This window comes from Streptomyces sp. NPDC049687 (genome assembly GCF_044465285.1).
Classification (GTDB): domain Bacteria; phylum Actinomycetota; class Actinomycetes; order Streptomycetales; family Streptomycetaceae; genus Streptomyces.
Map to the genome: position 1 here is coordinate 310,371 of NZ_JBITLN010000001.1, position 23,965 is coordinate 334,335.

The following is a 23,965-nucleotide window of genomic DNA, read 5'->3' on the forward strand; positions in this document are numbered from 1 at the left end:
CCTCCTCAGAGCCGTTCGATGATCGTCACGTTGGCCTGGCCGCCGCCCTCGCACATGGTCTGGAGGCCGAAGCGGCCGCCGGTGCGCTCCAGTTCGTGCAGGAGCGTCGTCATCAGCTTGGCGCCGGTGGCGCCGAGCGGGTGGCCGAGGGCGATCGCGCCGCCGTTGACGTTGACCCTCTCGGGGTCGGCACCGGTCTCCTTCAGCCAGGCCAGGACGACGGGGGCGAAGGCCTCGTTGATCTCGACGAGGTCCATGTCGTCGATGGTGAGACCGGTCTTCTTCAGGGCGTGGGCGGTGGCGGGGATCGGTGCCGTCAGCATGCGGATGGGGTCCTCGCCGCGTACGGAGAGGTGGTGCACGCGGGCGCGGGGGGTCAGCCCGTGCTCGCGCACCGCCCGCTCGGAGGCGAGCAGCAGGGCGGCCGCTCCGTCGGAGACCTGGGAGGAGCAGGCGGCGGTGACGGTCCCGCCGGGCATGACGGCCTTGAGGCCGGCCATCTTCTCCAGGGAGGTGTCCCGGCGGGGCCCCTCGTCCACCGCGACCTCGCCGTGGGCGACGGTCTCCCGCGCGAAGCGCCCCTCGTCGATCGCCCGCACGGCCCGCTGGTGGGAGCGCAGCGCGAACTCCTCCTGGTCCTGCCGGCTGATGCCCCACTTGGCGGCGATCATCTCGGCTCCGGCGAACTGGTTCACGGGCCGGTCGCCGTAGCGGGCGCGCCAGCCCTCGCTGCCGGCGAAGGGGCCCTGGGTGAAGCCGAGCGGCTCGGCGGCCTGCCGGGTGGCGAAGGCGATGGGGATCTGCGACATGTTCTGCACCCCGCCGGCGACGACCAGGTCCTGCGTGCCGGACAGCACGGCCTGCGCGGCGAAGTGCACGGCCTGCTGCGAGGACCCGCACTGCCGGTCCACGGTGACGCCCGGCACCTCCTCGGGCAGTCCGGCGGCCAGCCAGCAGGTGCGTGCGATGTCTCCGGCCTGCGGCCCGACCGCGTCCAGGCAGCCGAAGACGACGTCCTCCACGGCCGCCGGGTCGAAGTCCTGGCGTGCGACCAGTTCCTTCAGGACATGCGCTCCGAGGTCCGCCGGATGCACCCCGGCGAGCCCTCCCCCGCGCCGCCCCACGGGCGTGCGGACCGCTTCGACGATGTAGGCCTCGGCCATGGCGACTCCCCTGACGTCAACGGTTATACGCGTACGGCGATCCCGTCCAGCACCATCGAGAGGTACTGCCGGGCGATCTCCTCCGGGCTGTGCTGTCCGCCGGGCCGGTACCAGGACGCGGCGACCCAGACGGTGTCGCGGACGAACCGGTAGGTGAGGCGGACGTCGAGGTCGGCCCGGAAGACCCGGTCGGCGACCCCGCGTTCCAGCGTGGCCAGCCACGCCTTCTCGAACCTGCGCTGCGACTCGGCGAGGAACGCGAACCGGTCCTGCGCGACGAGCTGTTTGCTCTCCTTCTGGTAGATCGCGACGGCGGCGCGGTGCCGGTCGATCTCCCGGAACGACTCGGTGACGAGGGCTTTCAGGGTCTCGCGGGGGTCCAGCCCGGCGGCCAGGACGGTGTCGTACCCGTCCCACAGCTCGTCGAGGAAGGTGCGCAGGATCTCTTCGAGCATCGACTCCTTGGAGTCGAAGTGGTAGTAGAGGCTGCCCGCGAGCATGCCCGCGTGATCCGCGATCTTGCGTACGGTGGTGGCGTTGTAGCCCTGTTCGGCGAAGACCTCGGCGGCGGTGTCGAGGAGTTCGCGGCGCCTGGCGGGTGCGGCGGTCACCTGGGGCTTCTTCTTGGTCGGCACGGGTCCATTGTGGGCTGCTCCGGTCGTCAGGCGTGCTGGCTGCTGACGGAGACGACCTCTCCGGTCATGTACGAGGAGTAGGCCGACGCCAGGAACACGATCACGTTGGCCACCTCCCAGGGCTGCGCGTACCGCCCGAAGGCCTCGCGCGCGGTCAGTTCCCCGAGCAGTTCGGGCGTGGTGACCTTCACCAGGTGGGGATGCATGGCGAGGCTCGGCGAGACGGCGTTGACCCGCACCCCGTACGCGGCCGCCTCCACCGCCGCGCACCGCGTCAGCGCCATCACCCCGGCCTTCGCCGCGGCGTAGTGGGCCTGTCCGGCCTGGGCGCGCCAGCCGACGACGGAGGCGTTGTTGACGATCACTCCCTCGCCCGTCTCCCGCATCAGGCGCAGCGCCGCGCGTGTGCACCGGAAGGTGCCGTTCAGCGTCACGTCCAGGACGCGCGACCACTGGTCGTCCGTCATGTCGACGAGCGGTGAGGTGCCGCCGAGACCGGCGTTGTTGACGACGACGTCGAGCCGTCCGTGGGCCTCCACGGCCGTCTCGAACAGGGCCCGGACCTGGTCCTCGTCGGTGACGTCGCAGGGCGCCGCGGTGACCGACGCGGCGCCGAACTCCCCGGCCAGCTGCGCCTCGTACTCCTTCAGCCGCCGCAGGTGCGCGTCACTGATCAGGATCCGCGCGCCCTCCTCCAGGAAGCGGCGCGCGGTCGCCCCGCCGATCCCCGCGCCGGCCGCCGCCGTGATGACGGCGGTGCGTCCCGCCAGCAGCCCGTGTCCGGGCACGTACGCCGGACTCTCGACGTCTGTCATAGGGCCAAGCTAACCTACCAAACACTTGTTAGGGAAGGACGGCTGTCCATGGATCTCGACCTCACGCAGGAAGAGGAGGCCTTCCGTGCCGAGGCGCGCGCCTGGCTCGACGCGCACGTGCCCGCCGTCGCGCTGCCCTCCCTGGAGACCGAGGAGGGTTTCGCGGCGCACCGCGCGTGGGAGGCCGAACTGGCCGCGGACGGCTGGTCGGTGGTCGACTGGCCGACGGCCTACGGCGGGCGGGACTGCGGACTGGTCCGCTGGCTGCTGTTCGAGGAGGAGTACTACGCGGCGGGCGCCCCCGGGCGCGTCAACCAGAACGGGATCAGCCTGCTCGCCCCCACCCTCCTGGAGCACGGCACGCGGGAGCAGCGGGCCCGCGTCCTGCCGCCCATGGCCACCGGCGAGACCGTCTGGGCGCAGGCCTGGTCCGAGCCCGAGGCCGGTTCGGACCTGGCCTCGCTGCGCTCCAGGGCGGTCCGCGCGGACGGCGGCTGGCTGCTGAGCGGCCAGAAGACCTGGTCGTCCCGCGCCGCCTTCGCCGACCGCGCCTTCGGCCTGTTCCGCAGCGACCCCGGCACCCCCAAGCCCCACCAGGGGCTCACGTACGTCATGTTCGGCCTGCGCGCCCCGGGGGTCACCGTCCGCCCGATCGGCCGCCTCGACGGGAAGCCGGCGTTCGCCGAGCTGTTCCTGGACGAGGTGTTCGTGCCGGACGAGGACGTGATCGGCGCGCCCGGGGAGGGCTGGCGGATCGCGATGTCGACGGCCGCCAACGAACGCGGTCTCACCCTCCGCTCCCCCGGCCGCTTCCTCGCGGCCGCCGACCGCCTCCACGCCCTGTGGCGGGCACGGGGCGGCCCCCCGGAGCAGGCCGCACGCGTCGCCGACGCCCTCATCGGCGCCCGCGCCCACCAGCTCTTCACCTACGCGGCCGCCTCCCGTTTCCTGGCGGGCGAGCGGCTCGGCCCGGAGTCCAGCCTGAACAAGGTCTTCTGGTCCGAGTACGACATCGCGCTGCACGAGACGGCACTCGATCTCCTCGGCGAGGAGGGCGAGCGGGCGGACACCGACTGGGCGGAGCGGTATGTGTTCTCGCTCGCCGGGCCGATCTACGCGGGGACCAACGAGATCCAGCGCGACATCGTCGCCGAGCGTCTGCTCGGCCTGCCGAAGGGACGCCGCTGATGCGCTTCCTCCTGGACACCGAACAGCGGGCGTTCGCCGACTCCCTGGGCGCCCTGCTGAAGGCCGCCGACACACCGGGGGTGATCAGGGAGTGGAGCCGTGGCGATCACCGGAGCGGGCGTGCTCTGTGGGGCCGTGTCGCGGAGGCCGGGGTGTTCGCCCTGGCGGTGCCGGAGGCGTACGAGGGGCTGGGCCCCCGGCCGGTCGACCTGGCCGTGGCGTTCGTGGAGCTGGGACGGCACGCGGTGCCGGGGCCACTGGTGGAGACGGTCGCGGCGGCGGCGCTCCTCGTCGACCCGGGGCCCGCCAAGCGGTTCCTCCCCGCGCTGGCCTCGGGCGAGTCCATGGCGACGGTGGCGTACCAGGGGGCGTACGCGCTGGACGGCGACGCGGCGGCCGTACGGCTGTCGCTCGCGCCCGACGGTCTGCGCCTCGCACCCGGCGCGGACCCCGCTCCGGTCCGCCCCTCCCTCGACCCCGCCCGCCGGCTCATCCGCCTCCGGCCGGGCGGCGAACTCCTCACGGCGACCCCGCCCACGGACCGCGCCCTGCTGTGGGCCCGGCTCGCGACCGCCGCGCAGGCGCTCGGCGTGGGCCTGGCGCTGCTCGACCGGACCGTGGCGTACGTCGGGCAGCGCACGCAGTTCGGTGTCCCCGTCGGCTCGTTCCAGGCGGTCAAGCACCGGCTGGCGGACGCGAGGATCGCGTTGGAGTTCGCCCGCCCGCTGGTCCTGGGCGCCGCGGTGACGATGGCGCCGGCGGATGTGGCGGCGGCGAAGGTGAGCGCCTGCGAGGCGGCGTACGCGACCGCCCGGACGGCACTGCAGTCGCACGGCGCCCTCGGCTACACGGCGGAGTACGACCTGTCGCTGTGGCTGACCAAGGCCCGCGCCCTGCGCACTGCGTGGGGTACCCCGCAGGAGTGCAGGGCCGATGTCCTCACGGCCCGCGCCTAACAGATTTGCCTAAAGCCCTTAGGGAGATGCATACTTCTATCAGGAGAAGCGACCAGCGATTAAGGCGAAGGCGGGGATGGCAGTGGTGCGCGTGGGGCTGACCACCGATCGCCTGGTCCGGGCGGGCGCGGAGCTCGCCGACGAGGTGGGCTTCGCCGAGGTGACCGTCTCGGCGCTGGCCAGACGGTTCGACGTCAAGGTCGCGAGCCTGTACTCGCATGTGCGGAACTCCCAGGACCTCAGAACCCGCATCGCCCTGCTCGCCCTCGAGGAGCTCGCCGACCGGGCCTCCGACGCCATGGCCGGACGGGCCGGCAAGGACGCGCTGACCGCCCTGGCGAACGTCTACCGCGACTACGCCCGCGAACACCCCGGCCGTTACGCCGCCACGCAGCTCCGGCTCGATCCGCAGACGGCAGCCGCCAGTGCGGGCGTCCGGCACGCGCAGATGACCCGCGCGATCCTGCGCGGCTACGACCTGACCGAGCCCGACCAGACACACGCGGTCCGGCTGCTGGGCAGCGTCTTCCACGGCTTCGTCGCCCTGGAACTGGGCGGCGGTTTCAGCCACAGCGCCCCCGACAGCCAGGCGTCCTGGACCCGCGTCCTGGACGCCCTCGACGCGCTCCTGCGCGACTGGCCCGCCCCATCCCCCACAGGAACCTGAGGCAGTGAACACCTCGCCGAACTGGATCACCACGCCCCTCACCGCGGGCCTGCTGCGCGGCGCCCTCGACCTGGAACGCACCGAGCACGGGGTGCTGCCGCACCGGCTGCCCGCCCGGGCCCGCGCCCAGTGCTCCGACGGACAGCTCGCGATGGCCGAGTCCCAGCCCTCGGGCGTTCGGCTGGTCTTCCGCAGCCGCGCCACCGCCGTCGAGCTGGACACCCTGCCCACCAAGCGGGCCTACGTGGGCGCCCCGCCCCGCCCGGACGGGGTGTACGAACTGCTCGTCGACGGCCGCCCCGCCGGACAGGGCAGCGTGAGAAGCGGCGGCCGCACCCTGACCATCGACCTGGCCGCCGGTACCACCACCGCGGAGTCCGGCCCGGCCGGCACCGTCCGCTTCACCGGTCTGCCCGACCGGCCGAAGGACATCGAGATCTGGCTGCCCCACAACGAGACCACCGAACTCGTCGCCCTGCGCACCGACGCCCCCGTCGAGCCCGCCCCGCCCAGCGGGCGCAGGGTGTGGCTGCACCACGGCAGTTCGATCAGCCACGGCTCGGACGCCGCGACCCCCACGGGCATCTGGCCGGCGCTCGCCGCCTCCCTCGGCGGAGTGGAGCTGATCAACCTGGGCCTGGGCGGTAGCGCGCTGCTCGACCCGTTCACCGCCCGCGCCCTGCGTGACACGCCGGCCGACCTGATCAGCGTCAAGATCGGCATCAACCTGGTCAACACCGATCTGATGCGGCTGCGCGCCTTCGGCCCCGCCGTCCACGGCTTCCTCGACACCATCCGCGAGGGCCACCCGACCGCACCCCTGCTGGTCGTCTCACCGATCCTGTGCCCCATGCACGAGGACACTCCCGGCCCGACCGCTCTCGACTTCGCCAAGGTCGCCGACGGGCGGGTGTGGTTCCACCCGATGGGCGACCCGGCCGAGGTCGCGGGCGGCAAGCTGACCCTGCGCGTCATCCGCGACGAACTGGCCAGGATCGTGGCGGCGCGCGCGGCCGACGACCCGAACCTCCACTACGTGGACGGGCGCGAGCTGTACGGCGAGGCCGACGCCGCCGAACTCCCCCTCCCCGACGGCCTCCACCCGGACGCCGCGACCCACCGCCGGATCGGGGAACGCTTCGCCGAACGGCTCCTCGCCGTGTAGCGGCCCGGCCTACGGCCGGACGATCCCCGCCGCCCGGGCCGCCACCAGCCACTTCGGGAACTCGCCCACCAACCGGTCGTAGAGCTCCGCGTCGGACACCCGGCGCGGGTCGGAACCGGCGTGGAAGAAACCGGCGTTGTCCACCACCCGCTTGCCCGGTACGGCCAGTTCGTCGAGCTTGCGCAGGAAGTCGAACTGCCTGCTGCCCCGGTCGCCGAAACCGATGAACTGCCAGAACAGCGGCAGCCTCGCCGCCTTGCAGAGGTAACGCTCGGCGGCGAGCTTGTTGATCGGGCCGCCGTCGGTCTGGAAGACGACCAGCGCGGGTTCGCGCGAGCCGCTGTCGAGGTAGTGGTCGATGACCGCGTCCATCGCCAGGTGGTAACTGGTCTTGCCCATGTGCCCGAGCCCGGCCACGATCCGCTCCACACGCCCCTGGTGGTCGGCGAGCGCGATGTCGGTGACGGCGTCGACGTCGGTGGAGAAGAAGACGACCGGGACCCGGCCGTCGTCGTCGAGGTGCGCGGACAGGCCCAGCACCCGGTCGGCCAGCGCCTGCACGCTGCCGTCCTGGTAGTACGGCTTCATCGACCCCGAGTAGTCGACCACGAGATAGACGGCCGCTCGCAGCCCGTCGAGGCCGTGCTTCGTGAGGGACATCCCGGCGCTCTTGTAGAGGTTCACCAGCGTGGGAGCGGTCTCCTGGACCTTGCTCAGACTGATCGCGACCATGGCCCCCACCCTCCCACACTCACCGGCGTTCGCTATTTTGTGCGTTCGCCGTCCCCACCGGCTCATTCCTGTCCCAGCCCTGCCGAGAAATCCCCGAGGAGCCGGCCGTGGAGCCCGAGTCCGCCACGCCTTCCCACCCTGCCGTCACCACCTGCTACCGCCATGCCAAGGTGGAGTCCCACGTCGGCTGCACCCGCTGCGAGCGGTTCATCTGCCCCGACTGCATGCGCGAGGCGGCCGTCGGCCACCAGTGCCCGGAATGCGTGAGGGAAGGCGCGCGGTCCATACGCCGGGCCCGTACCGTCGTCGGCGGACGGGTGTCGGCGGTGCCGCTGGTGACGTACGTCCTGATCGGGCTCAACGTCCTGGCCTATCTCGCCGAGTCGGTGCGTCCGGAGGTCGTGGACCGGTTCGAGATGCTGGGCCGGGGGCTGGTGGGCCCCGACGGCGGGCACTACCTCTGGGTGGCCGGCCACTCACCGGAGTACCACCTCGAAGGCGTCGCCGACGGCGAGTGGTACCGCCTCCTGACCGGCGCGTTCCTGCACCTGCCGCCCACCGGGGGCACCTTCGGGATCCTGCACATCGTGATGAACATGGTGTGCCTGTGGAACCTGGGCCGGGTGGTCGAGGCCCAGCTCGGCCGGGTCCGCTATCTCGCCCTCTATCTGCTGGCGGCGCTGGGCGGTTCGGTGCTGGTGCTGCTGATCGCCCCCGACGACGCCACGGTCGGCGCGTCCGGCGCGATCTTCGGCGTGGGCGCCGCCTACTACGTCCTGGCCCGCCGGCTGGGCGCCGACATGAGTCAGGTCAACCGTTTCATGGCCGGCCTGCTGCTGTGGCTGGTGATCTCCGCGGGCGTCACCTCCTGGCAGGGGCACCTCGGCGGACTGCTGGCGGGCGGCGCGGTGACACTGGCGTACGCCTACGCACCCCGGGACCACCGCCGGCCGTGGATCCAGGCGGGCGCCGGCGTGGCCCTGCTGGCGCTGCTGGTGGTGTGCGCCTTGGCCAAGGCCGCTCAGCTCACCTGATCAGCGGCGCTCGACGCCCTCCCGAGGGCATGCGGCGGCGCCTGCCAGGTCGTCCGGTCGGGGACTGTGAGGCAGGCGCCGTCTGTGTTCCGTACGCCGTTGTACGGGACGTATGGGGGCCCTCCTGGGCTCGGGGCCCTGGCGGGTGGACGTCAGACCATCAGCGAACGGTCCGTCGGGCGGATCGGAGCCGGCAGGTCGCTCGCGCCGGTCAGGAAGCGGTCGCAGCCGCGGGCGGCCGAGCGGCCCTCCGCGATCGCCCACACGATGAGCGACTGGCCGCGGCCCGCGTCACCGGCGACGAAGACGCCCGGCACGTTGGTCTGGAAGTCGGCGTCGCGGGCGATGTTGCCTCGCTCGTCGAGTTCCAGGCCGAACTGCTCGACCAGGCCGTTGTCACGGTCGGTGCCGGTGAAGCCCATCGCCAGGGTGACCAGCTGGGCGGGAATCTTGCGCTCCGTGCCCGGCTTCGGGGTCGGCCTGCCGTCGACGAACTCGACCTCGGTGAGGTGCAGCCACTGGACGTTGCCGTCCTCGTCGCCCTCGAAGTGGGTGGTGGAGACGGAGTAGACCCGCTCGCCGCCCTCCTCGTGCGCGGACGTGACCTTGTACAGCATCGGGAAGGTCGGCCACGGCTGGGAGACCGGGTTCCGCTCGTCGCCCGGGCGGGGCATGATCTCCAGCTGGGTGACGGAGGCCGCGCCCTGGCGGTGGGCGGTGCCCACGCAGTCGGCGCCGGTGTCGCCGCCGCCGATGACCACGACGTGCTTGCCCTCGGCCGAGATCGGGGAGGTGACGTAGTCGCCCTCCTGGACCTTGTTGGCCAGCGGCAGGTACTCCATGGCCTGGTGGACGCCCTTGAGCTCGCGGCCGGGGACCGGGAGGTCGCGGGCGGTCGTGGCGCCGGCGGCGATGACGATCGCGTCGTACCGCTTCTTCAGATCGCTCGCCTTGAGGTCGCGGCCGATCTCGATGCCGGTCCGGAAGCGGGTGCCCTCCGCGCGCATCTGCTCGATACGGCGGTTGATGTGCCGCTTCTCCATCTTGAACTCGGGGATGCCGTACCGGAGGAGGCCTCCGATGCGGTCCGCGCGCTCGTAGACGGCGACGGTGTGGCCCGCCCGGGTGAGCTGCTGGGCAGCGGCGAGGCCGGCCGGGCCCGAGCCGATGACGGCGACGGTCTTGCCGGACAGGCGCTCGGGCGCCTGCGGGGCGACGGAGCCGCTGTCCCACGCCTTGTCGATGATCGAGACCTCGACGTTCTTGATGGTCACGGCCGGCTGGTTGATGCCCAGCACACACGCCGACTCGCACGGGGCCGGGCACAGACGGCCCGTGAACTCCGGGAAGTTGTTCGTGGCGTGCAGGCGCTCGGAGGCCGCCGTCCAGTCCTCGCGGTAGGCGTAGTCGTTCCACTCGGGGATGAGGTTCCCGAGCGGACAGCCGTTGTGGCAGAACGGGATGCCGCAGTCCATGCACCGGCTGGCCTGCTTGCTGATGATCGGCAGCAGCGAGCCGGGGACGTAGACCTCGTTCCAGTCCTTCAGGCGCACGTCGACGGGACGGGACTTGGCGACCTCACGGCCGTGGTTCAGGAAGCCCTTCGGGTCAGCCATTGATCGCCGCCTCCATCATCTTCTCGGTGATCTCGGACTCGGAGAGTCCCGCCTGCTCGGCGGCGTCCTTGGCGGCGAGCACTGCCTTGTACGTGCTGGGGATGATCTTGCTGAAGCGGTCCGCCGACACGTCCCAGTCGGCGAGCAGCTTCTCGGCGACCGTCGAACCGGTCTCCTCGGCGTGGCGGCGCACCACGTCGTGCAGCCACTGCTTGTCGTCGTCGGTCAGCGCCTCGATCGCGTCGAGGTTGCCGACGTTGACGTTGTCGCGCTCGAGGTCGATCACGTAGGCGATACCGCCGGACATACCGGCCGCGAAGTTGCGGCCCGTCGTGCCGAGGACCACCGCGTGACCGCCGGTCATGTACTCGCAGCCGTGGTCGCCCACGCCCTCGGAGACGACCAGCGCGCCGGAGTTGCGGACGCAGAACCGCTCACCGGTGCGGCCGCGCAGGAACAGCTCACCGCCGGTCGCGCCGTACGCGATGGTGTTGCCCGCGATCGTGGAGAACTCGGCGAGATGGTCGGCGCCCCGGTCCGGGCGGACGACGATGCGACCGCCGGAGAGGCCCTTGCCCACGTAGTCGTTGGCGTCGCCCTCCAGGCGCAGCGTGACGCCGCGCGGGAGGAAGGCGCCGAAGGACTGGCCGGCGGAACCGGTGAAGGTGATGTCGATGGTGTCCTCGGGCAGGCCCGCGCCACCGAACTTCTTCGTCACCTCGTGGCCGAGCATGGTGCCGACCGTGCGGTTGATGTTGCGGATGGAGACCTGGGCGCGTACCGGCTGGGCGTCGGTCGCCGAGTCGGCGGCCAGCGCGTCGGCGGCGAGCTTGATCAGCTCGTTGTCGAGCGCCTTCTCCAGGCCGTGGTCCTGGGCGATGACCTGGTGCAGGGCCGCGCCCTCGGGCAGCTCGGGGACGTAGAACAGCGGGGCCAGGTCCAGGCCCTGCGCCTTCCAGTGGTCCACGGCACGCTCGACGTCGAGGACCTCGGCGTGGCCGACGGCCTCCTCGATCGAGCGGAAGCCCAGCTCGGCCAGCAGTTCGCGGACCTCCTGCGCGATGAACCGGAAGAAGTTCACCACGTACTCGGCCTTGCCGGTGAACCGGTCGCGCAGGGTCGGGTTCTGGGTGGCGATGCCGACCGGGCAGGTGTCCAGGTGGCAGACGCGCATCATGACGCAGCCGGAGACGACGAGCGGCGCGGTGGCGAAACCGAACTCCTCGGCGCCGAGCAGCGCGGCGATGATCACGTCGCGGCCGGTCTTCAGCTGGCCGTCCGTCTGGACCACGATCCGGTCGCGCAGGCCGTTGAGCAGCAGGGTCTGCTGGGTCTCGGCGAGACCGAGCTCCCAGGGACCGCCCGCGTGCTTCAGCGACGTCAGCGGCGAGGCACCCGTACCGCCGTCGTGGCCGGAGATGAGCACGACGTCCGCGTGCGCCTTCGACACACCCGCCGCGACCGTGCCGACGCCGACCTCGGAGACCAGCTTCACGTGAATCCGCGCCTGCGGGTTCGCGTTCTTCAGGTCGTGGATCAGCTGGGCCAGGTCCTCGATGGAGTAGATGTCGTGGTGCGGCGGCGGGGAGATCAGACCGACACCCGGGGTCGAGTGACGGGTCTTGGCGACCCAGGGGTACACCTTGTGGCCGGGCAGCTGGCCGCCCTCGCCGGGCTTGGCGCCCTGGGCCATCTTGATCTGGATGTCGTCCGCGTTGACCAGGTACTCGCTCGTCACGCCGAAGCGGCCGGAGGCGACCTGCTTGATCGCGGAGCGGCGCGCCGGGTCGTACAGGCGCTCCGGGTCCTCGCCGCCCTCACCGGTGTTGGACTTGCCGCCCAGCTGGTTCATGGCGATGGCGAGGGTCTCGTGCGCCTCCTTGGAGATGGAGCCGTACGACATGGCGCCGGTGGAGAAGCGCTTGACGATCTCGGAGACCGGCTCGACCTCGTCGACCGAGATCGAGGGGCGGTCCGACTTGAAGCCGAACAGGCCGCGCAGGGTCATCAGCCGCTCGGACTGCTCGTTCACGCGGTCCGTGTACTTCTTGAAGATGTCGAAGCGGTTGGCACGCGTCGAGTGCTGGAGGCGGAAGACCGTCTCCGGGTCGAACAGGTGCGGCTCGCCCTCGCGGCGCCACTGGTACTCGCCGCCTATCTCCAGGGCACGGTGGGCCGGCGCGATGCCGCTGGCCGGGTAGGCCTTGGCGTGGCGGGCGGCGACCTCCTTGGCGACGACGTCGATGCCGACGCCCCCGATCTTGGTGGCCGTGCCGCTGAAGTACTTCTCGACGAAGGCGTCGTCGAGACCGACGGCCTCGAAGACCTGGGCGCCGCGGTAGGAGGCGACGGTCGAGATGCCCATCTTGGACATGACCTTCAGGACGCCCTTGCCGAGCGCGTAGATCAGGTTGCGGATGGCCTGCTCGGGCTCGAGGCCGTTCAGGAAGGTGCCCGCGCGCAGCAGGTCCTCGACGGACTCCATCGCCAGGTAGGGGTTGACGGCGGCGGCGCCGTAGCCGATGAGCAGGGCGACGTGGTGGACCTCGCGGACGTCACCGGCCTCGACCAGCAGGCCCACCTGGGTGCGCTGCTTGGTGCGGATGAGGTGGTGGTGGACGGCCGCGGTGAGCAGCAGCGAGGGGATCGGCGCGTGCTCGGCGTCGGAGTGGCGGTCCGACAGGACGATGAGACGGGCGCCGTTGTCGATCGCGGCGTCGGCCTCGGCGCAGATCTCGTCGATCCGCGCGGCCAGCGCGTCACCGCCGCCGTGCACCCGGTACAGGCCGGAGAGGGTCGCGGCCTTGAAGCCGGGCATGTCGCCGTCGGCGTTGATGTGGATGAGCTTGGCCAGCTCGTCGTTGTCGATCACCGGGAAGGGCAGGGTGACGCTGCGGCAGGACGCGGCGGTCGGGTCCAGCAGGTTGCCCTCGGGGCCCAGCGACGAGCGCAGGGAGGTGACCAGCTCCTCGCGGATCGCGTCCAGCGGCGGGTTGGTGACCTGCGCGAACAGCTGGGTGAAGTAGTCGAAGAGCAGGCGCGGGCGCGAGGAGAGCGCGGCGATCGGCGAGTCGGTGCCCATCGAACCGATCGGCTCGGCGCCCGCCTTGGCCATCGGCGCCAGGATGACGCGCAGCTCCTCCTCGGTGTAGCCGAAGGTCTGCTGGCGGCGGGTGACCGAGGCGTGGGTGTGCACGATGTGCTCACGCTCGGGCAGGTCGCCCAGCTCGATCTCGCCGGCCTCCAGCCACTCGGCGTACGGGGCCGCGGCGGCGAGCTGCGCCTTGATCTCGTCGTCCTCGATGATGCGGTGTTCGGCGGTGTCGACGAGGAACATCCTGCCGGGCTGCAGCCGGCCCTTGCGGACGACCTTGGCGGGGTCGATGTCCAGGACGCCGACCTCGGAGCCGAGGACGACGAGACCCTCGTCGGTGACCCAGTAGCGGCCGGGGCGCAGGCCGTTGCGGTCGAGGACCGCGCCGACCTGGGTGCCGTCGGTGAAGGTGACACAGGCCGGGCCGTCCCAGGGCTCCATCATCGTGGAGTGGAACTGGTAGAAGGCGCGGCGGGCCGGCTCCATGGAGTCGTGGTTCTCCCACGCCTCCGGGATCATCATCAGCACGGAGTGCGGCAGCGAGCGGCCACCGAGGTGGAGCAGCTCGAGCACCTCGTCGAAGGACGCCGAGTCGGAGGCGTCCGGGGTACACACCGGGAAGACGCGGTCCAGCGTCTCCTGCGGGCCGAACAGGTCGGAGACCAGCTGGGACTCGCGGGCCTGCATCCAGTTGCGGTTGCCCTTGACGGTGTTGATCTCACCGTTGTGGGCGACGAAGCGGTACGGGTGGGCGAGCGGCCACGACGGGAAGGTGTTCGTGGAGAAGCGCGAGTGGACGAGCGACACGGCCGAGGCGAAGCGGCGGTCGGACAGGTCCGGGAAGAAGGGCTCCAGCTGGCCGGTGGTCAGCATGCCCTTGTAGACGATCGTCCGCGCGGACAGCGACGGGAAGTACACGCCGGCCTCGCGCTCGGCGCGCTTGCGCAGCACGAACGCCTTGCGGTCGAGGGCGATGCCCTGGCTGGAATGGTCCGTCACGAAGATCTGGCGGAAGGCCGGCATCGTCGAGCGGGCGGTGGCACCGAGCAGCTCGGGGGCGACCGGAACCTCGCGCCAGCCGAGGACGGTGAGGCCCTCGTCGGCGGCGATCGTCTCGATGCGCGAGATGACGTCCTGCATGCCGTCCTCGGGGAGGAAGGCGATACCGACGGCGTAGGAACCGGCCTCGGGGAGCTCGAAACCGGCGACCTGGCGGAAGAACGCGTCGGGGACCTGGGTGAGGATGCCCGCGCCGTCGCCGGAGTCCGGCTCGGAGCCGGTGGCGCCGCGGTGTTCGAGGTTGCGCAGAACGGTCAGCGCCTGCTCGACCAGCGTGTGGCTCGCCTCGCCGGTGAGGGTGGCCACGAAGCCGACGCCACAGGCGTCGCGCTCGTTGCGGGGGTCGTACATACCCTGCGCAGCAGGGCGAGCATCCATGAAGGACCGGTTCTGGCCATTCGCGGAATGCTGGGACGGCTGGCGCGGCGTACGCATCGGCTCTCCCGTCGTCGTCTCAAGTGGCATGTGTGGCGTGCCGAGGGACGACGTTGGCCCTCTGCGTGTGCGCAAAATTTCGTGCAGGTTACATGATGGAACGGTTCTCGGGAACCGGATACTCCGTTCCAGCATGCGGACGCCACGCGGTTGCGGCGGGGGTACCGCGCGCGTGGCTGAAAGTATGTGGGGACCGAACGGGACGAGATCGATCAGATCGGCGTCCGACGGCCCGGGAGGGCGGGAGGAGCGGCGTCACTCACCCCGCGAGTGCGCCGGAGGCGTCATTGCCCACAGCGCTTACGGCTCATGCCCACTGGTTAAGCACTCGAAACCAGTCAGTAACGGCTACTTATGCGGCCCAACGCATAAGTAGCAGCCGAGCTATCCTACGGCCGTCCCGAACAAACTGCCCAGGGCGTACGTCACACCGGCGGCCGCACCGCCGAGCGCGAGCTGCCGCAGTCCGCTGTACCACCAGGTCCGCGCGGTCACCCGGGCCACCACGGCCCCACAGGCGAACAGTCCGACCAGCGCCAGCAGGACGGCCGGCCACAGCGCGCTCGCGCCCAGGAGATACGGCAGGACGGGCAGCAGCGCGCCGAGCGCGAACGACCCGAAGCTCGACACGGCGGCGACCAGCGGCGACGGCAGGTCGGACGGATCGATGCCCAGCTCCTCGCGGGCGTGGATCTCCAGGGCCTGCTCGGGATCGCGGGAGAGCTGCTCGGCGACCCGCAGGGCGAGGTCGGCCTCGACGCCGCGCGCCACGTACAGGGCGGCGAGCTCGGCCTCCTCGTCCTGCGGATGCTTTCTCAGCTCGCGCCGCTCGACGTCCAGCTCGGCCTCGACCAGTTCCCGCTGCGAGGCGACCGAGGTGTACTCACCGGCGGCCATGGAGAAGGCGCCGGCGGCGAGCCCCGCGAGCCCGGTGAGCACCATGGTGTGCTGGCTCACGGACCCGCCGGCGACACCAGTCATCAGGGCGAGATTGGAGACCAGGCCGTCCATCGCGCCGAACACGGCGGGCCGCAGCCAGCCCCCGTTGACGTCCCGGTGCGTGTGGTTGTCACGGTGCGCCTCGTGCAGCGGCGCCTCGATGTCGATGATGGCCATGAAATCCCCCAGGGCAGGCGAGCCAGGAAAGCTAAGGCAAAGCTAACTTTGGACAAGTTCTAATATCCGACAACGACAAATTACGCCTCACCATTCCCCGTTCGCCAGCAAGGAAAGGCTGGGCTAACCTGCGACTTTACGATCGAGCGCTCATTCGATCGGGAGTGCGCACAAATGTCGACCGGGTGATATGGGCGGTGGGAAGGCTCGGGTCAACCGCCGATGGTGGGACACATCCGCAAAGGGTTCCGCGCCCGTGCGGGGCCCTCTGGAGGAGAGGCCGCGAATGGCATCGATCCGTGAACGGGCCCGCGGCGCCCTGCTGGGCCTCGCCGTCGGAGACGCCCTGGGCGCACCGGCCGAGAACATGAGACCGTCCGAGATCCGTGCCCGCTGGGGCCGTATCACGGGCTACGTGACGGACAACCCGGCCGGTACGGACGACACGGAGTACGCCATCTTCTCCGGCCTCCTCCTCGCCCGGCACGGCTCGGCCCTCACCCAGGCGCACGTCGAGGCGGCCTGGCACGAGTGGATCGCCGACCGCGACGAGGGCCCCTTCCGAGGCGCCGGCTTCAGCGAACGCGGCACGCTGGAGAACCTCCGCCGGGGTCTGGCGGCCCCGATCTCGGCCCAGCACCGCCATGCCTGGAGCGACGGCCTGGCGATGCGGGCGGCCCCGTTCGGCGTCTTCGCGGCCGGCCGCCCGGCCGAGGCGGCCCGACTGGTGGCCGTCGACGGCTCGGTGAGCCACGACGGCGAGGGCATCTTCGGCGGCCAGGCGGTCGCGGCGGGCGTGGCGGCGGCCATGGCGGGCGCGTCGACGATCGCGGTGGTCGCGTCCGCCCTGGCCGTGGTCCCCGAGGACTCCTGGACGGCACGTTCCCTCCGCCGTGCGGTCGCCGTCGCCCACCGCGGCGAACGCGCGGTCCGCTCCGCCGTAGTCATCGGCGGCTACCCCTGGACAGACCTCGCCCCCGAGGCGGTGGCCCTGGCCTTCGGGGCCTACGCGGCGGCGGACGGCGACTTCCCGGAGGCGGTCCTCACGGCCGTCAACATGGGCCGCGACGCCGACACCACAGCGGCGGTGGCGGGCGCCCTGGCCGGCGCGACCAGGGGCGTCGCGGCCATCCCCACAGCCTGGGCGGCGGCGATCGGCCCGGCCCGGGGCAGCTGCCTGCCGTCGATGGCGGGCCATCACGTACTGGACGTGGCGGAGTTGCTGGTGCCGGGCGAGGGCGGGAAGTGGGGCGAGGGCCTGGTCGTACCGGACTTCGTACCGAACCTGCTGAACCCGGGGACCCCGGCACCGGCGGCGAACGACGAGGCGGAGGTGAACTCGTGAAGCCGCCTGTGCCGTGGGACGAGGGGACGGGAGCGGGGGCGCCGGCCGTGGACACGCCCGCGGCCGCCGAACCGGCGGTCACGGCGAAGCCGCACGCGCCCGCGGCCGCCGACGGCATGGGCGCCCCACCGGGGCCACCCGCACGCGACGACGGAAGGTGTACGGCCAGTGCGGCTGGGAGGCCCCGGGCCCCAGGCGAAGCCGAGGCCGTCGACCAGGCCGGCCCCCCGCAGGGAGCCCGCATCGAGGGCCTCCTCCTCGGCCTCGCCGCGGGCGACGCCGCCGGCTGGCCCGCCGCCCGGCACCGCGCCGCCCGCATGCCCGAGTGGACCCGTCGCCTCACCCGCGAGCTGGACACCTTCGCCGAACAGAACGCCACCACCACCCTCCCCGTCCCCATCGCCCTCAACCAACCGCCCGAGCCCCTCCGTCTCGGCCCCTCCGACGACGCCGAATGGGCCGCCTTCGCCGCGGAAGCGGTCCTGAGGGCCGGTGACGACAGGACCCTCGGCGACCTCAGCCGAGAACGCCGTACGCGCGCCGCCATCGACCTCACCTGGAACGCCGTCGCCGGCGAGGTGGCCGCGGCAGCCGACCGCGCCCCCGAGATCGAGTCCGCGGTCCTCCCCCTGCGGGCCCGCATCTCCGTCCGCGCCGGGCTGGGCAACCTCGCCACCGGCCTACGGCCCCCCGCCACCGGCCACGACAACCCCCACTACTTCGACGACGCGGCCTGCGTACGGGCCTGTGTGCTCGCCGTGGCCCACCCCGGCAGCCCCCGACTCGCCGCCGACCTGGCCGAGTTCGACGCCCGCTACACGCAGGACGGCGACGGAGTGCACGGCGCCCGCGCAATGGCGGCGGCCCTCGCGCTGGCCCTCGTCGGCGCGACCCCCGAGGCCTGCGTGACAGCCGCCCTCGCGGAACTCCCCGAGCACACGGAGATCGGCCGAAACGCGCGTCAGGCCCTCCGGCTCGCCCACGGCGCGGAGAGCGCCTTCGCCCTCATCCCCCTCCTGGAACACCAGATCGTCGACCACGTCTACAGCTACGGCATCGCGGCCGCGGAAACGGTCCCGGTGGCGCTGGCCCTGGTCAGGGCCTCCCACGGCCGTATCTGCGAAGCGGTACCGGCGGCGGCCTGCCTGTCCCGCGTCGCGGACTCGGCCCCGGCCCTGGCAGGCGCGCTGACGGGCGCGCTGGGCGGCAAGGACGCGATCCCCGCCTCCTGGCGCGACTCCTGCCGCACCCTCTCCGGCTGCGTACTCCCCCGCCTCACCGGCACCGATCTGGTGGAACTCGCCGGACTTCTGGAAGCCACACAACCGGCCCCACCAGGAGGATGATTCTGGGCATGACGCCCAAAGAGCCAGAAACCACCCTCGAAGACCGGATCACCGGAGCCCTCGTCGGCGCGGCGGTCGGCGACGCCCTCGGCGGCCCGGTCGAGGGCTACTCCCCCGACCAGATCCTGGAACGCCACGGCGGCCGGGTCCACGGCGTGGTCGGCCCCTGGAACGGCGACGCCTGGCGCACCGCCCGCCCCATCGCCCCGTACCACAAGGGCGACGGCCACGTCACCGACGACACCTTGATGACACACGCCCTGGTCAGGGTGTACGCCGAGGTCCGCGGCCACCTGGACGCCTACGCGATCACCGACCACCTGGTCCCGGACCTGATGACCACCCCCCGCTGGATCCCGGAGCTGGAACAGGAGGCCCTCCCCCTGCACCGCCTCTTCCTGGCGGAGAAGTGGCTGGTCACAAGGCTCCACTACGGCCATGTCGACCCCCGGGAAGCCGGCGTCGGCAACATCGTCAACTGCGGGGCGGCGATGTACATGGCCCCGGTGGGCCTGGTCAACGCGGCCAACCCGGCGGGAGCGTACGCCGAGGCCCTGGACATCGCGGGCGCCCACCAGTCCTCGTACGGCCGTGAGGCGGCCGGCGTCTTCGCGGCGGCGGTGGCGGCGGCCTGCGCACCGGGAGCGACGGCGGAGTCGGTCGTCTCGTCCTGCCTCGCCCTGGCGAAGGACGGCACCCGCACGGCGATCGAGAAGGTCTCCGAAGAGGCCTCCCGCCACAAGGACTTCGAGTCGGCGCTGCTCCCCCTGCGGGAGGCGGTGGCCCCGTACGACACGGTGGGCCCCGACTACCGGCGCCCCTCCCTCGCCGCCCGCCGGCCCTCCCGCCTGCACGCGATCGAGGAACTCCCCGTCGCGCTGGGCATGTTGCTGGTGGCGGACGGCGACTACCGCCAAGCGGTCCTCGGCTGCGTGAACTACGGCCGGGACTGCGACTCGATCGCGACGATGGCGGGCGCGATCGCCGGCGCCCTGGGCTCTCCGGTCCCCGACGACTGGTCGAAACAGGTGGCGGAGGCCAGCCGCCTGGACCTCTGGGAACCGCCCCGCACCCTCACCGAGGTCACCCGGGAGATCTTCGCGAAGGACGTCCACGGACGCCGGACCCACGAGGAGGCCTTCACCACCCTCGGAGGCCCAGGATGCTCCGCCTGACCTGGGTCCAGCCGGAGGACCTCCTGGGCCACGAACTCCGCCAGGCGGCGGAGGACGGCCGCGAACCCTGGGCCATCGCGGCCCGCTGGAGATCAGCAGGGGGCCTGGAGGCCCCGGACCGAGCAGGAGCCTCCCCCACCCGCGCCTCCCGCTACCTGCGCCAACTGGCAGAGGACTTGCTGGACGAACTGGCGGATCTGCCCAGCAGATTCGCGGAGGACGAGCCGACGGACTGGGAGAGGATCGTCCTGAGCTGCGGGCCGCCGGGCCGCCGGGGCGACGGGGGTCCCCCCGGCGGCCCGGCGGTGGGAGGCGGGGTACCGCCGCGCCGGGCAAGCGACCCACCTTCCGCAGCAGCCCCCACCCGGGCCCGGCTGGAAGCGGCCTGGCTGGGCCGGGCAGTCGGATGCCTGCTGGGCAAACCCGTGGAAAAACTCCCCCTCGACGTCATCCGCACCCTGGCCAGGTCCACCGGCAACTGGCCCCTGAACGCCTACTTCACCACCCTGGGAGTCCCTCCCGAACTCCTGGACGCACACCCCTGGAACCGCCGCTCAGCCACAAGCTCCCTCGCCGAGAACATCGACGGCATGCCCGAGGACGACGACCTCAACTACCCCCTCCTCAACCTCCTCCTGCTCCAACGCCACGGCCGCGCCTTCACCACCACCGACGTGGCCAGGGTCTGGCTTGACGAACTCCCGGCCGGCCGCACCTTCACGGCCGAACGCGTCGCCTACCGCAACCTCCTCTCCGGCATCGAGCCCCCGCACACCGCCCGCCACCGCAACCCCTTCCGTGAGTGGATCGGCGCTCTCATCCGCGCCGACGTCCACGGCTGGACGAACCCCGGCGACCCGGCCGCCGCGGCGGAACAGGCCCACCGGGACGCCACCCTCACCCACACCGCCAACGGTGTCTACGCGGCGATGTTCACGGCCGCCACCATCGCGACGGCCGCCACCGGCAGGCACGACGTCCACACCTGCCTCCGCACCGGCCTGACAGTGGTCCCACCCCGCTCCCGTCTCGCGAAAGCCCTCACCCACGCCATCCGACTGGCTCATTCCCACGAGGACTTCGACACGGTCGTGGACGAACTCCACCTCACCCACAAGAAGGCCCACTGGGTCCACGCCGTCCCCAACACCGCGCTGATCGCCGCCGCCCTCACCCATGCGGACGGCGACTTCACCGGCTCCATCTGCCGTGCGGTGTCGGGCGGTTGGGACACCGACTCCAACGGCGCCACGACCGGCGGCATCGCCGCCCTCCTCACCGGCGACCCCGCCGCGCTCCCCGACCGCTGGACGGCCCCCCTCAAGAACCGCCTCGCCACCTCCGTCGCCGGCTTCGACGGCACCGGCTTCGACGCCCTCGCCCACCTCACCTGGTCCCTCACCCACCGGGAGGCATCCCGCCCATGACCGACATCGTCGTGCTCGGCAGCACGAACATGGACCTGGTCGCCTACGTCGAGAAGGCCCCGCAGCGCGGGGAGACCGTGACGGGACGGCAGTTCCGTACGATCCCCGGCGGCAAGGGCGCCAACCAGGCGATCGCCGCCGCCCACGCGGGCGCCACCGTCTCGATGATCGGCGCGGTCGGCAACGACTCCTTCGGCGCCCGCCTGCGCTCCACCCTGGAACACTCCGGCGTGAACACCGACCATCTGCGCACCGTCGAGTCCCCGTCCGGCACCGCGCACATCGTCGTGGACGACGAGGGCGGCAACGCGATCGTCGTCGTCCCCGGCGCGAACGGCACCGTCGACCACCTCGTCCCCGGCGACGAGGCACTCATCGCCTCCGCCGACGCGCTGCTCCTCCAACTGGAGATCCCGCTGCCGGCCGTCGTCGCGGGCGCCCGCGCGGCCCGCGCGCACGGCGTCCGTACGGTCCTCACCCCGGCCCCCGCCCAGCCCCTGCCGCCCGAACTCCTCAGCGCGACCGACCTGTTGGTGCCCAACGAGCACGAGGCCACCACCCTCACCGGCCGCACCGACCCCCACGAGGCGGCCACCGCGCTCCTGGACAGCGTCCCGGAGGTCGTCATCACCCTCGGCGCGGCCGGCAGCCTCTACGCGGCCCGCGGCGCCGAACCCCTCACCGTCCCCGCCCCGCGGGTCACGGCCGTCGACTCCACCGGCGCGGGCGACACCTTCGTCGGGGCCCTCGCGGTGGCCATCGGTGAGGAACGGCCCGTACGGGAGGCCCTGGCCTGGGCGGCAGCGGCGGCCGCTCTCTCGGTCCAACGGCCCGGTGCCTCCGCCTCGATGCCGTACCGCTCCGAGATCGACAAGCAGTACACGTCATGACCGGGACCACCACCCCGCTCCACGGTCTGCGCGTCCTCGACCTGGCCACCCTCTTCGCCGGCCCCCTCGCCGCCACCCTGCTCGGCGACTTCGGCGCCGAGGTCATCAAGGTCGAGCACCCCACGAAACCGGATGCCTCCCGGGGCCACGGCCCCGCCAAGGACGGCATCGGCCTGTGGTGGAAACTCCTCGGCCGCAACAAGCGCACGATCACGCTGAACCTCTCCACCCGCGGCGGGCGCAGCACCCTCCTGCGCCTCGCCGCCACGGCCGACGTGATCATCGAGAACTTCCGCCCGGGCACCCTGGAGAAATGGGATCTGGGCTGGGAGGAACTCTCCACCGCCAACCCGCGGCTGGTTCTCACCCGGGTCACGGCCTTCGGTCAGTTCGGCCCGTACGCCCATCGCCCCGGCTTCGGCACCCTCGCCGAGGCGATGAGCGGCTTCGCCGCGATCACCGGCGAACCGGACGCGCCCCCGACGCTCCCCCCGTTCGGCCTCGCCGACTCCATCACGGCCCTGGCCACGGCCTACGCCGTCATGACCGCTCTCGCCGCCCGTGAGCGCACCGGCGAGGGCCAGGTCGTCGACATGGCGATCATCGAGCCGATGCTGGCGGTCCTCGGCCCGCAGCCCCTCTGGTACGACCAACTGGGATACGTCCAGCAGCGCACCGGCAACCGCTCCGCCAACAACGCCCCGCGCAACACCTATCGCACGGCCGACGGCACCTGGGTCGCCGTCTCCACCTCGGCCCAGTCGATCGCGGAACGCGTGATGCGCATGGTCGGACGCCCCGACCTGGTCGACGAACCGTGGTTCGCCACCGGCGCCGAGCGGGCCGCCCACGCCGACGTCCTGGACGCGGCCGTCGGCACCTGGATCGCCGCCCGCACCCGCACCGAGGTTCTCGCCGCCTTCGAGAAGGCGGAGGCCGCCGTCGCCCCGATCCAGGACGTCCGGGACGTGCTGGCCGACCCCCAGTACCAGGCCCTCGGCACGGTCACCGCCGTCGACGATCCCGAACTGGGCCGGATCCGCATGCAGAACGTCCTCTTCCGCCTCTCCTCCACCCCCGGCGCGATCCGCTGGACCGGCCGCCCGCACGGCGCCGACACGGACGAGGTGCTGACGGAACTGGGCCTGACCCCGGCCGAGCTGGCGGCCCTGCGTGCGGAGGGCGCCCTGTGACGCCGTTCCCCCTCACCTGGCTGTACGCCCCCGGCGACCGCCCGCACACCGTCAGCAAGGCCCTCGCCTCCGGCGCCGACGTCGTCGTCGTCGACCTGGAGGACGCGGTCGCCCCGGAGCGCAAGGCGTACGCCCGCAAAGCCACCGCCGAGCGCCTCTCCGAATCCCAGCCCGTCCCGGTCCACGTACGGGTGAACGCCCTCGACGGGCCGCTGGCCTCCGCCGACCTCCAGGCGGTGGCCTCCCTCCCCGGCGTCCGTGGCCTGCGGCTGCCGAAGGTCAGCTCCCCGCGGCAGATCGTCCGTATCGCCGAGGCAACCGCCCCGGCCGACGGCGGCGCACCCCCGCTGTACGCCCTCCTGGAGAGTGCCCTCGGCGTCGAACACGCCTACGCCATCGCCTCCGCGCACCCCGCCCTGCGGGGCATCGCCCTCGGTGAGGCCGACCTCCGCGCCGATCTGGGCATCCGCGAGGACGCGGGCCTCGACTGGTCCCGCTCCCGGGTGATCGTCGCCGCCCGGGCCGCGGGACTCGCCCCGCCGCCGCAGTCCGTCCATCCCGACATCCGGGACCTGAACGGCCTCGCGGCCTCCTGCGCCCACGGCCGCGCCCTCGGCTTCCTGGGCCGCGCGGCCATCCACCCCCGCCAGCTCCCGATCATCGAACGCGCCTACCTCCCCACCGAGCAGGAACTGGACGAGGCCGAGACGATCGTCAAGGCGGCGGTGGCGGACCCGGGCGCCCAGGCCCTCCCGGACGGCAGATTCATCGACGCGGCAGTGGTGGCAGCGGCCCACCGCACCCTGGCCCTGGCCCGTCGGACCTAGTGCCGTGGCACCAGGGGTGTTTCGAACGCCCCGCCCACACACGACGAGGGCGCCCGGTGAACCCCGGGCGCCCTCGTCGTCGTGGAC

19 protein-coding genes are annotated in these 23,965 nt (G+C 72.2%); 12 read left to right on the plus strand and 7 right to left on the minus strand.

Annotated features, from left to right (window positions below):
• Positions 1-5: 5 nt before the first annotated feature.
• The 3 genes from ACIBVL_RS01440 to ACIBVL_RS01450 are packed head-to-tail and all read right to left on the minus strand — an operon-like array spanning position 6 to position 2,613.
• On the minus strand, positions 6-1,163 hold the full coding sequence (locus tag ACIBVL_RS01440) for an acetyl-CoA C-acetyltransferase (protein ID WP_399089915.1): 1,158 nt from the start codon (positions 1,161-1,163) through the stop codon (positions 6-8).
• A 23-nt stretch (positions 1,164-1,186) separates the two neighbouring features.
• Positions 1,187-1,798, minus strand: coding sequence for a TetR/AcrR family transcriptional regulator (locus tag ACIBVL_RS01445; protein ID WP_399089918.1), 612 nt, complete (start codon positions 1,796-1,798; stop codon positions 1,187-1,189).
• A 26-nt stretch (positions 1,799-1,824) separates the two neighbouring features.
• Positions 1,825-2,613, minus strand: a complete 789-nt coding sequence (locus tag ACIBVL_RS01450; RefSeq protein ID WP_399089921.1) for an SDR family oxidoreductase — start codon at positions 2,611-2,613, stop codon at positions 1,825-1,827.
• Between the two features lie 48 nt (positions 2,614-2,661).
• On the opposite strand from ACIBVL_RS01450, the gene ACIBVL_RS01455 reads away from it, so the two are divergent.
• From ACIBVL_RS01455 to ACIBVL_RS01470, 4 genes are all read left to right on the plus strand, one after another.
• Entirely contained in the window at positions 2,662-3,801 is a 1,140-nt protein-coding gene (locus ACIBVL_RS01455; protein WP_399089924.1) for an acyl-CoA dehydrogenase family protein, read from the plus strand.
• Positions 3,801-4,757, plus strand: a complete 957-nt coding sequence (locus ACIBVL_RS01460) for an acyl-CoA dehydrogenase family protein (RefSeq protein WP_399089927.1) — start codon at positions 3,801-3,803, stop codon at positions 4,755-4,757. The genes ACIBVL_RS01455 and ACIBVL_RS01460 overlap by 1 nt, the downstream gene beginning before the upstream one ends.
• Before the next feature lie 82 nt (positions 4,758-4,839).
• Positions 4,840-5,424: a TetR/AcrR family transcriptional regulator gene (locus ACIBVL_RS01465; RefSeq protein ID WP_399091967.1), complete on the plus strand. Its 585-nt coding sequence runs from the start codon at positions 4,840-4,842 to the stop codon at positions 5,422-5,424.
• 4 nt (positions 5,425-5,428) lie between these two features.
• The gene (locus ACIBVL_RS01470) at positions 5,429-6,589 is read left to right on the plus strand and encodes a GDSL-type esterase/lipase family protein (RefSeq protein WP_399089930.1); all 1,161 of its coding nucleotides are present in this window, start codon (positions 5,429-5,431) and stop codon (positions 6,587-6,589) included.
• A gap of 9 nt (positions 6,590-6,598) precedes the next feature.
• On the opposite strand, the gene ACIBVL_RS01475 is transcribed toward ACIBVL_RS01470, so the two are convergent.
• Positions 6,599-7,321: a vWA domain-containing protein gene (locus ACIBVL_RS01475; protein ID WP_399089933.1), complete on the minus strand. Its 723-nt coding sequence runs from the start codon at positions 7,319-7,321 to the stop codon at positions 6,599-6,601.
• A 107-nt stretch (positions 7,322-7,428) separates the two neighbouring features.
• Here ACIBVL_RS01475 and ACIBVL_RS01480 point away from each other — a divergent pair, with 107 nt between their 5' ends.
• The gene (locus ACIBVL_RS01480) at positions 7,429-8,355 is read left to right on the plus strand and encodes a rhomboid family intramembrane serine protease (RefSeq protein WP_399089936.1); all 927 of its coding nucleotides are present in this window, start codon (positions 7,429-7,431) and stop codon (positions 8,353-8,355) included.
• Between the two features lie 152 nt (positions 8,356-8,507).
• On the opposite strand, the gene ACIBVL_RS01485 is transcribed toward ACIBVL_RS01480, so the two are convergent.
• The 3 genes from ACIBVL_RS01485 to ACIBVL_RS01495 all read right to left on the minus strand — a co-directional run bounded on the left by ACIBVL_RS01485 (position 8,508) and on the right by ACIBVL_RS01495 (position 15,675).
• Positions 8,508-9,971 carry a glutamate synthase subunit beta gene (locus ACIBVL_RS01485; protein ID WP_399089939.1) on the minus strand — a complete coding sequence of 488 codons (1,464 nt, stop codon included), beginning with the start codon at positions 9,969-9,971 and terminating at the stop codon, positions 8,508-8,510.
• The gene (gene gltB / locus ACIBVL_RS01490; RefSeq protein ID WP_399089942.1) at positions 9,964-14,559 is read right to left on the minus strand and encodes a glutamate synthase large subunit; all 4,596 of its coding nucleotides are present in this window, start codon (positions 14,557-14,559) and stop codon (positions 9,964-9,966) included. The genes ACIBVL_RS01485 and gltB overlap by 8 nt, the downstream gene beginning before the upstream one ends.
• Before the next feature lie 384 nt (positions 14,560-14,943).
• Positions 14,944-15,675, minus strand: coding sequence for a VIT1/CCC1 transporter family protein (locus ACIBVL_RS01495; RefSeq protein ID WP_399089945.1), 732 nt, complete (start codon positions 15,673-15,675; stop codon positions 14,944-14,946).
• 286 nt (positions 15,676-15,961) lie between these two features.
• Between ACIBVL_RS01495 and ACIBVL_RS01500 the strand changes: the two genes are divergently transcribed.
• The 7 genes from ACIBVL_RS01500 to ACIBVL_RS01530 are packed head-to-tail and all read left to right on the plus strand — an operon-like array spanning position 15,962 to position 23,878.
• Complete coding sequence (locus ACIBVL_RS01500) at positions 15,962-17,020, plus strand: ADP-ribosylglycohydrolase family protein (protein WP_399089948.1); 1,059 nt, start codon at positions 15,962-15,964, stop codon at positions 17,018-17,020.
• On the plus strand, positions 17,017-18,366 hold the full coding sequence (locus ACIBVL_RS01505; protein WP_399089951.1) for an ADP-ribosylglycohydrolase family protein: 1,350 nt from the start codon (positions 17,017-17,019) through the stop codon (positions 18,364-18,366). Before ACIBVL_RS01500 ends, ACIBVL_RS01505 begins: the two co-directional genes overlap by 4 nt.
• Positions 18,367-18,374: 8 nt before the next feature.
• Complete coding sequence (locus tag ACIBVL_RS01510; protein WP_399089954.1) at positions 18,375-19,541, plus strand: ADP-ribosylglycohydrolase family protein; 1,167 nt, start codon at positions 18,375-18,377, stop codon at positions 19,539-19,541.
• Positions 19,529-20,968, plus strand: coding sequence for an ADP-ribosylglycohydrolase family protein (locus tag ACIBVL_RS01515; protein ID WP_399089957.1), 1,440 nt, complete (start codon positions 19,529-19,531; stop codon positions 20,966-20,968). Before ACIBVL_RS01510 ends, ACIBVL_RS01515 begins: the two co-directional genes overlap by 13 nt.
• The gene (gene rbsK, locus ACIBVL_RS01520; protein ID WP_399089960.1) at positions 20,965-21,858 is read left to right on the plus strand and encodes a ribokinase; all 894 of its coding nucleotides are present in this window, start codon (positions 20,965-20,967) and stop codon (positions 21,856-21,858) included. Before ACIBVL_RS01515 ends, rbsK begins: the two co-directional genes overlap by 4 nt.
• On the plus strand, positions 21,855-23,051 hold the full coding sequence (locus ACIBVL_RS01525; RefSeq protein ID WP_399089963.1) for a CaiB/BaiF CoA transferase family protein: 1,197 nt from the start codon (positions 21,855-21,857) through the stop codon (positions 23,049-23,051). The genes rbsK and ACIBVL_RS01525 overlap by 4 nt, the downstream gene beginning before the upstream one ends.
• Entirely contained in the window at positions 23,048-23,878 is an 831-nt protein-coding gene (locus ACIBVL_RS01530) for an HpcH/HpaI aldolase/citrate lyase family protein (RefSeq protein ID WP_399089966.1), read from the plus strand. The genes ACIBVL_RS01525 and ACIBVL_RS01530 overlap by 4 nt, the downstream gene beginning before the upstream one ends.
• The last annotated feature ends 87 nt before the right edge of the window (positions 23,879-23,965 follow it).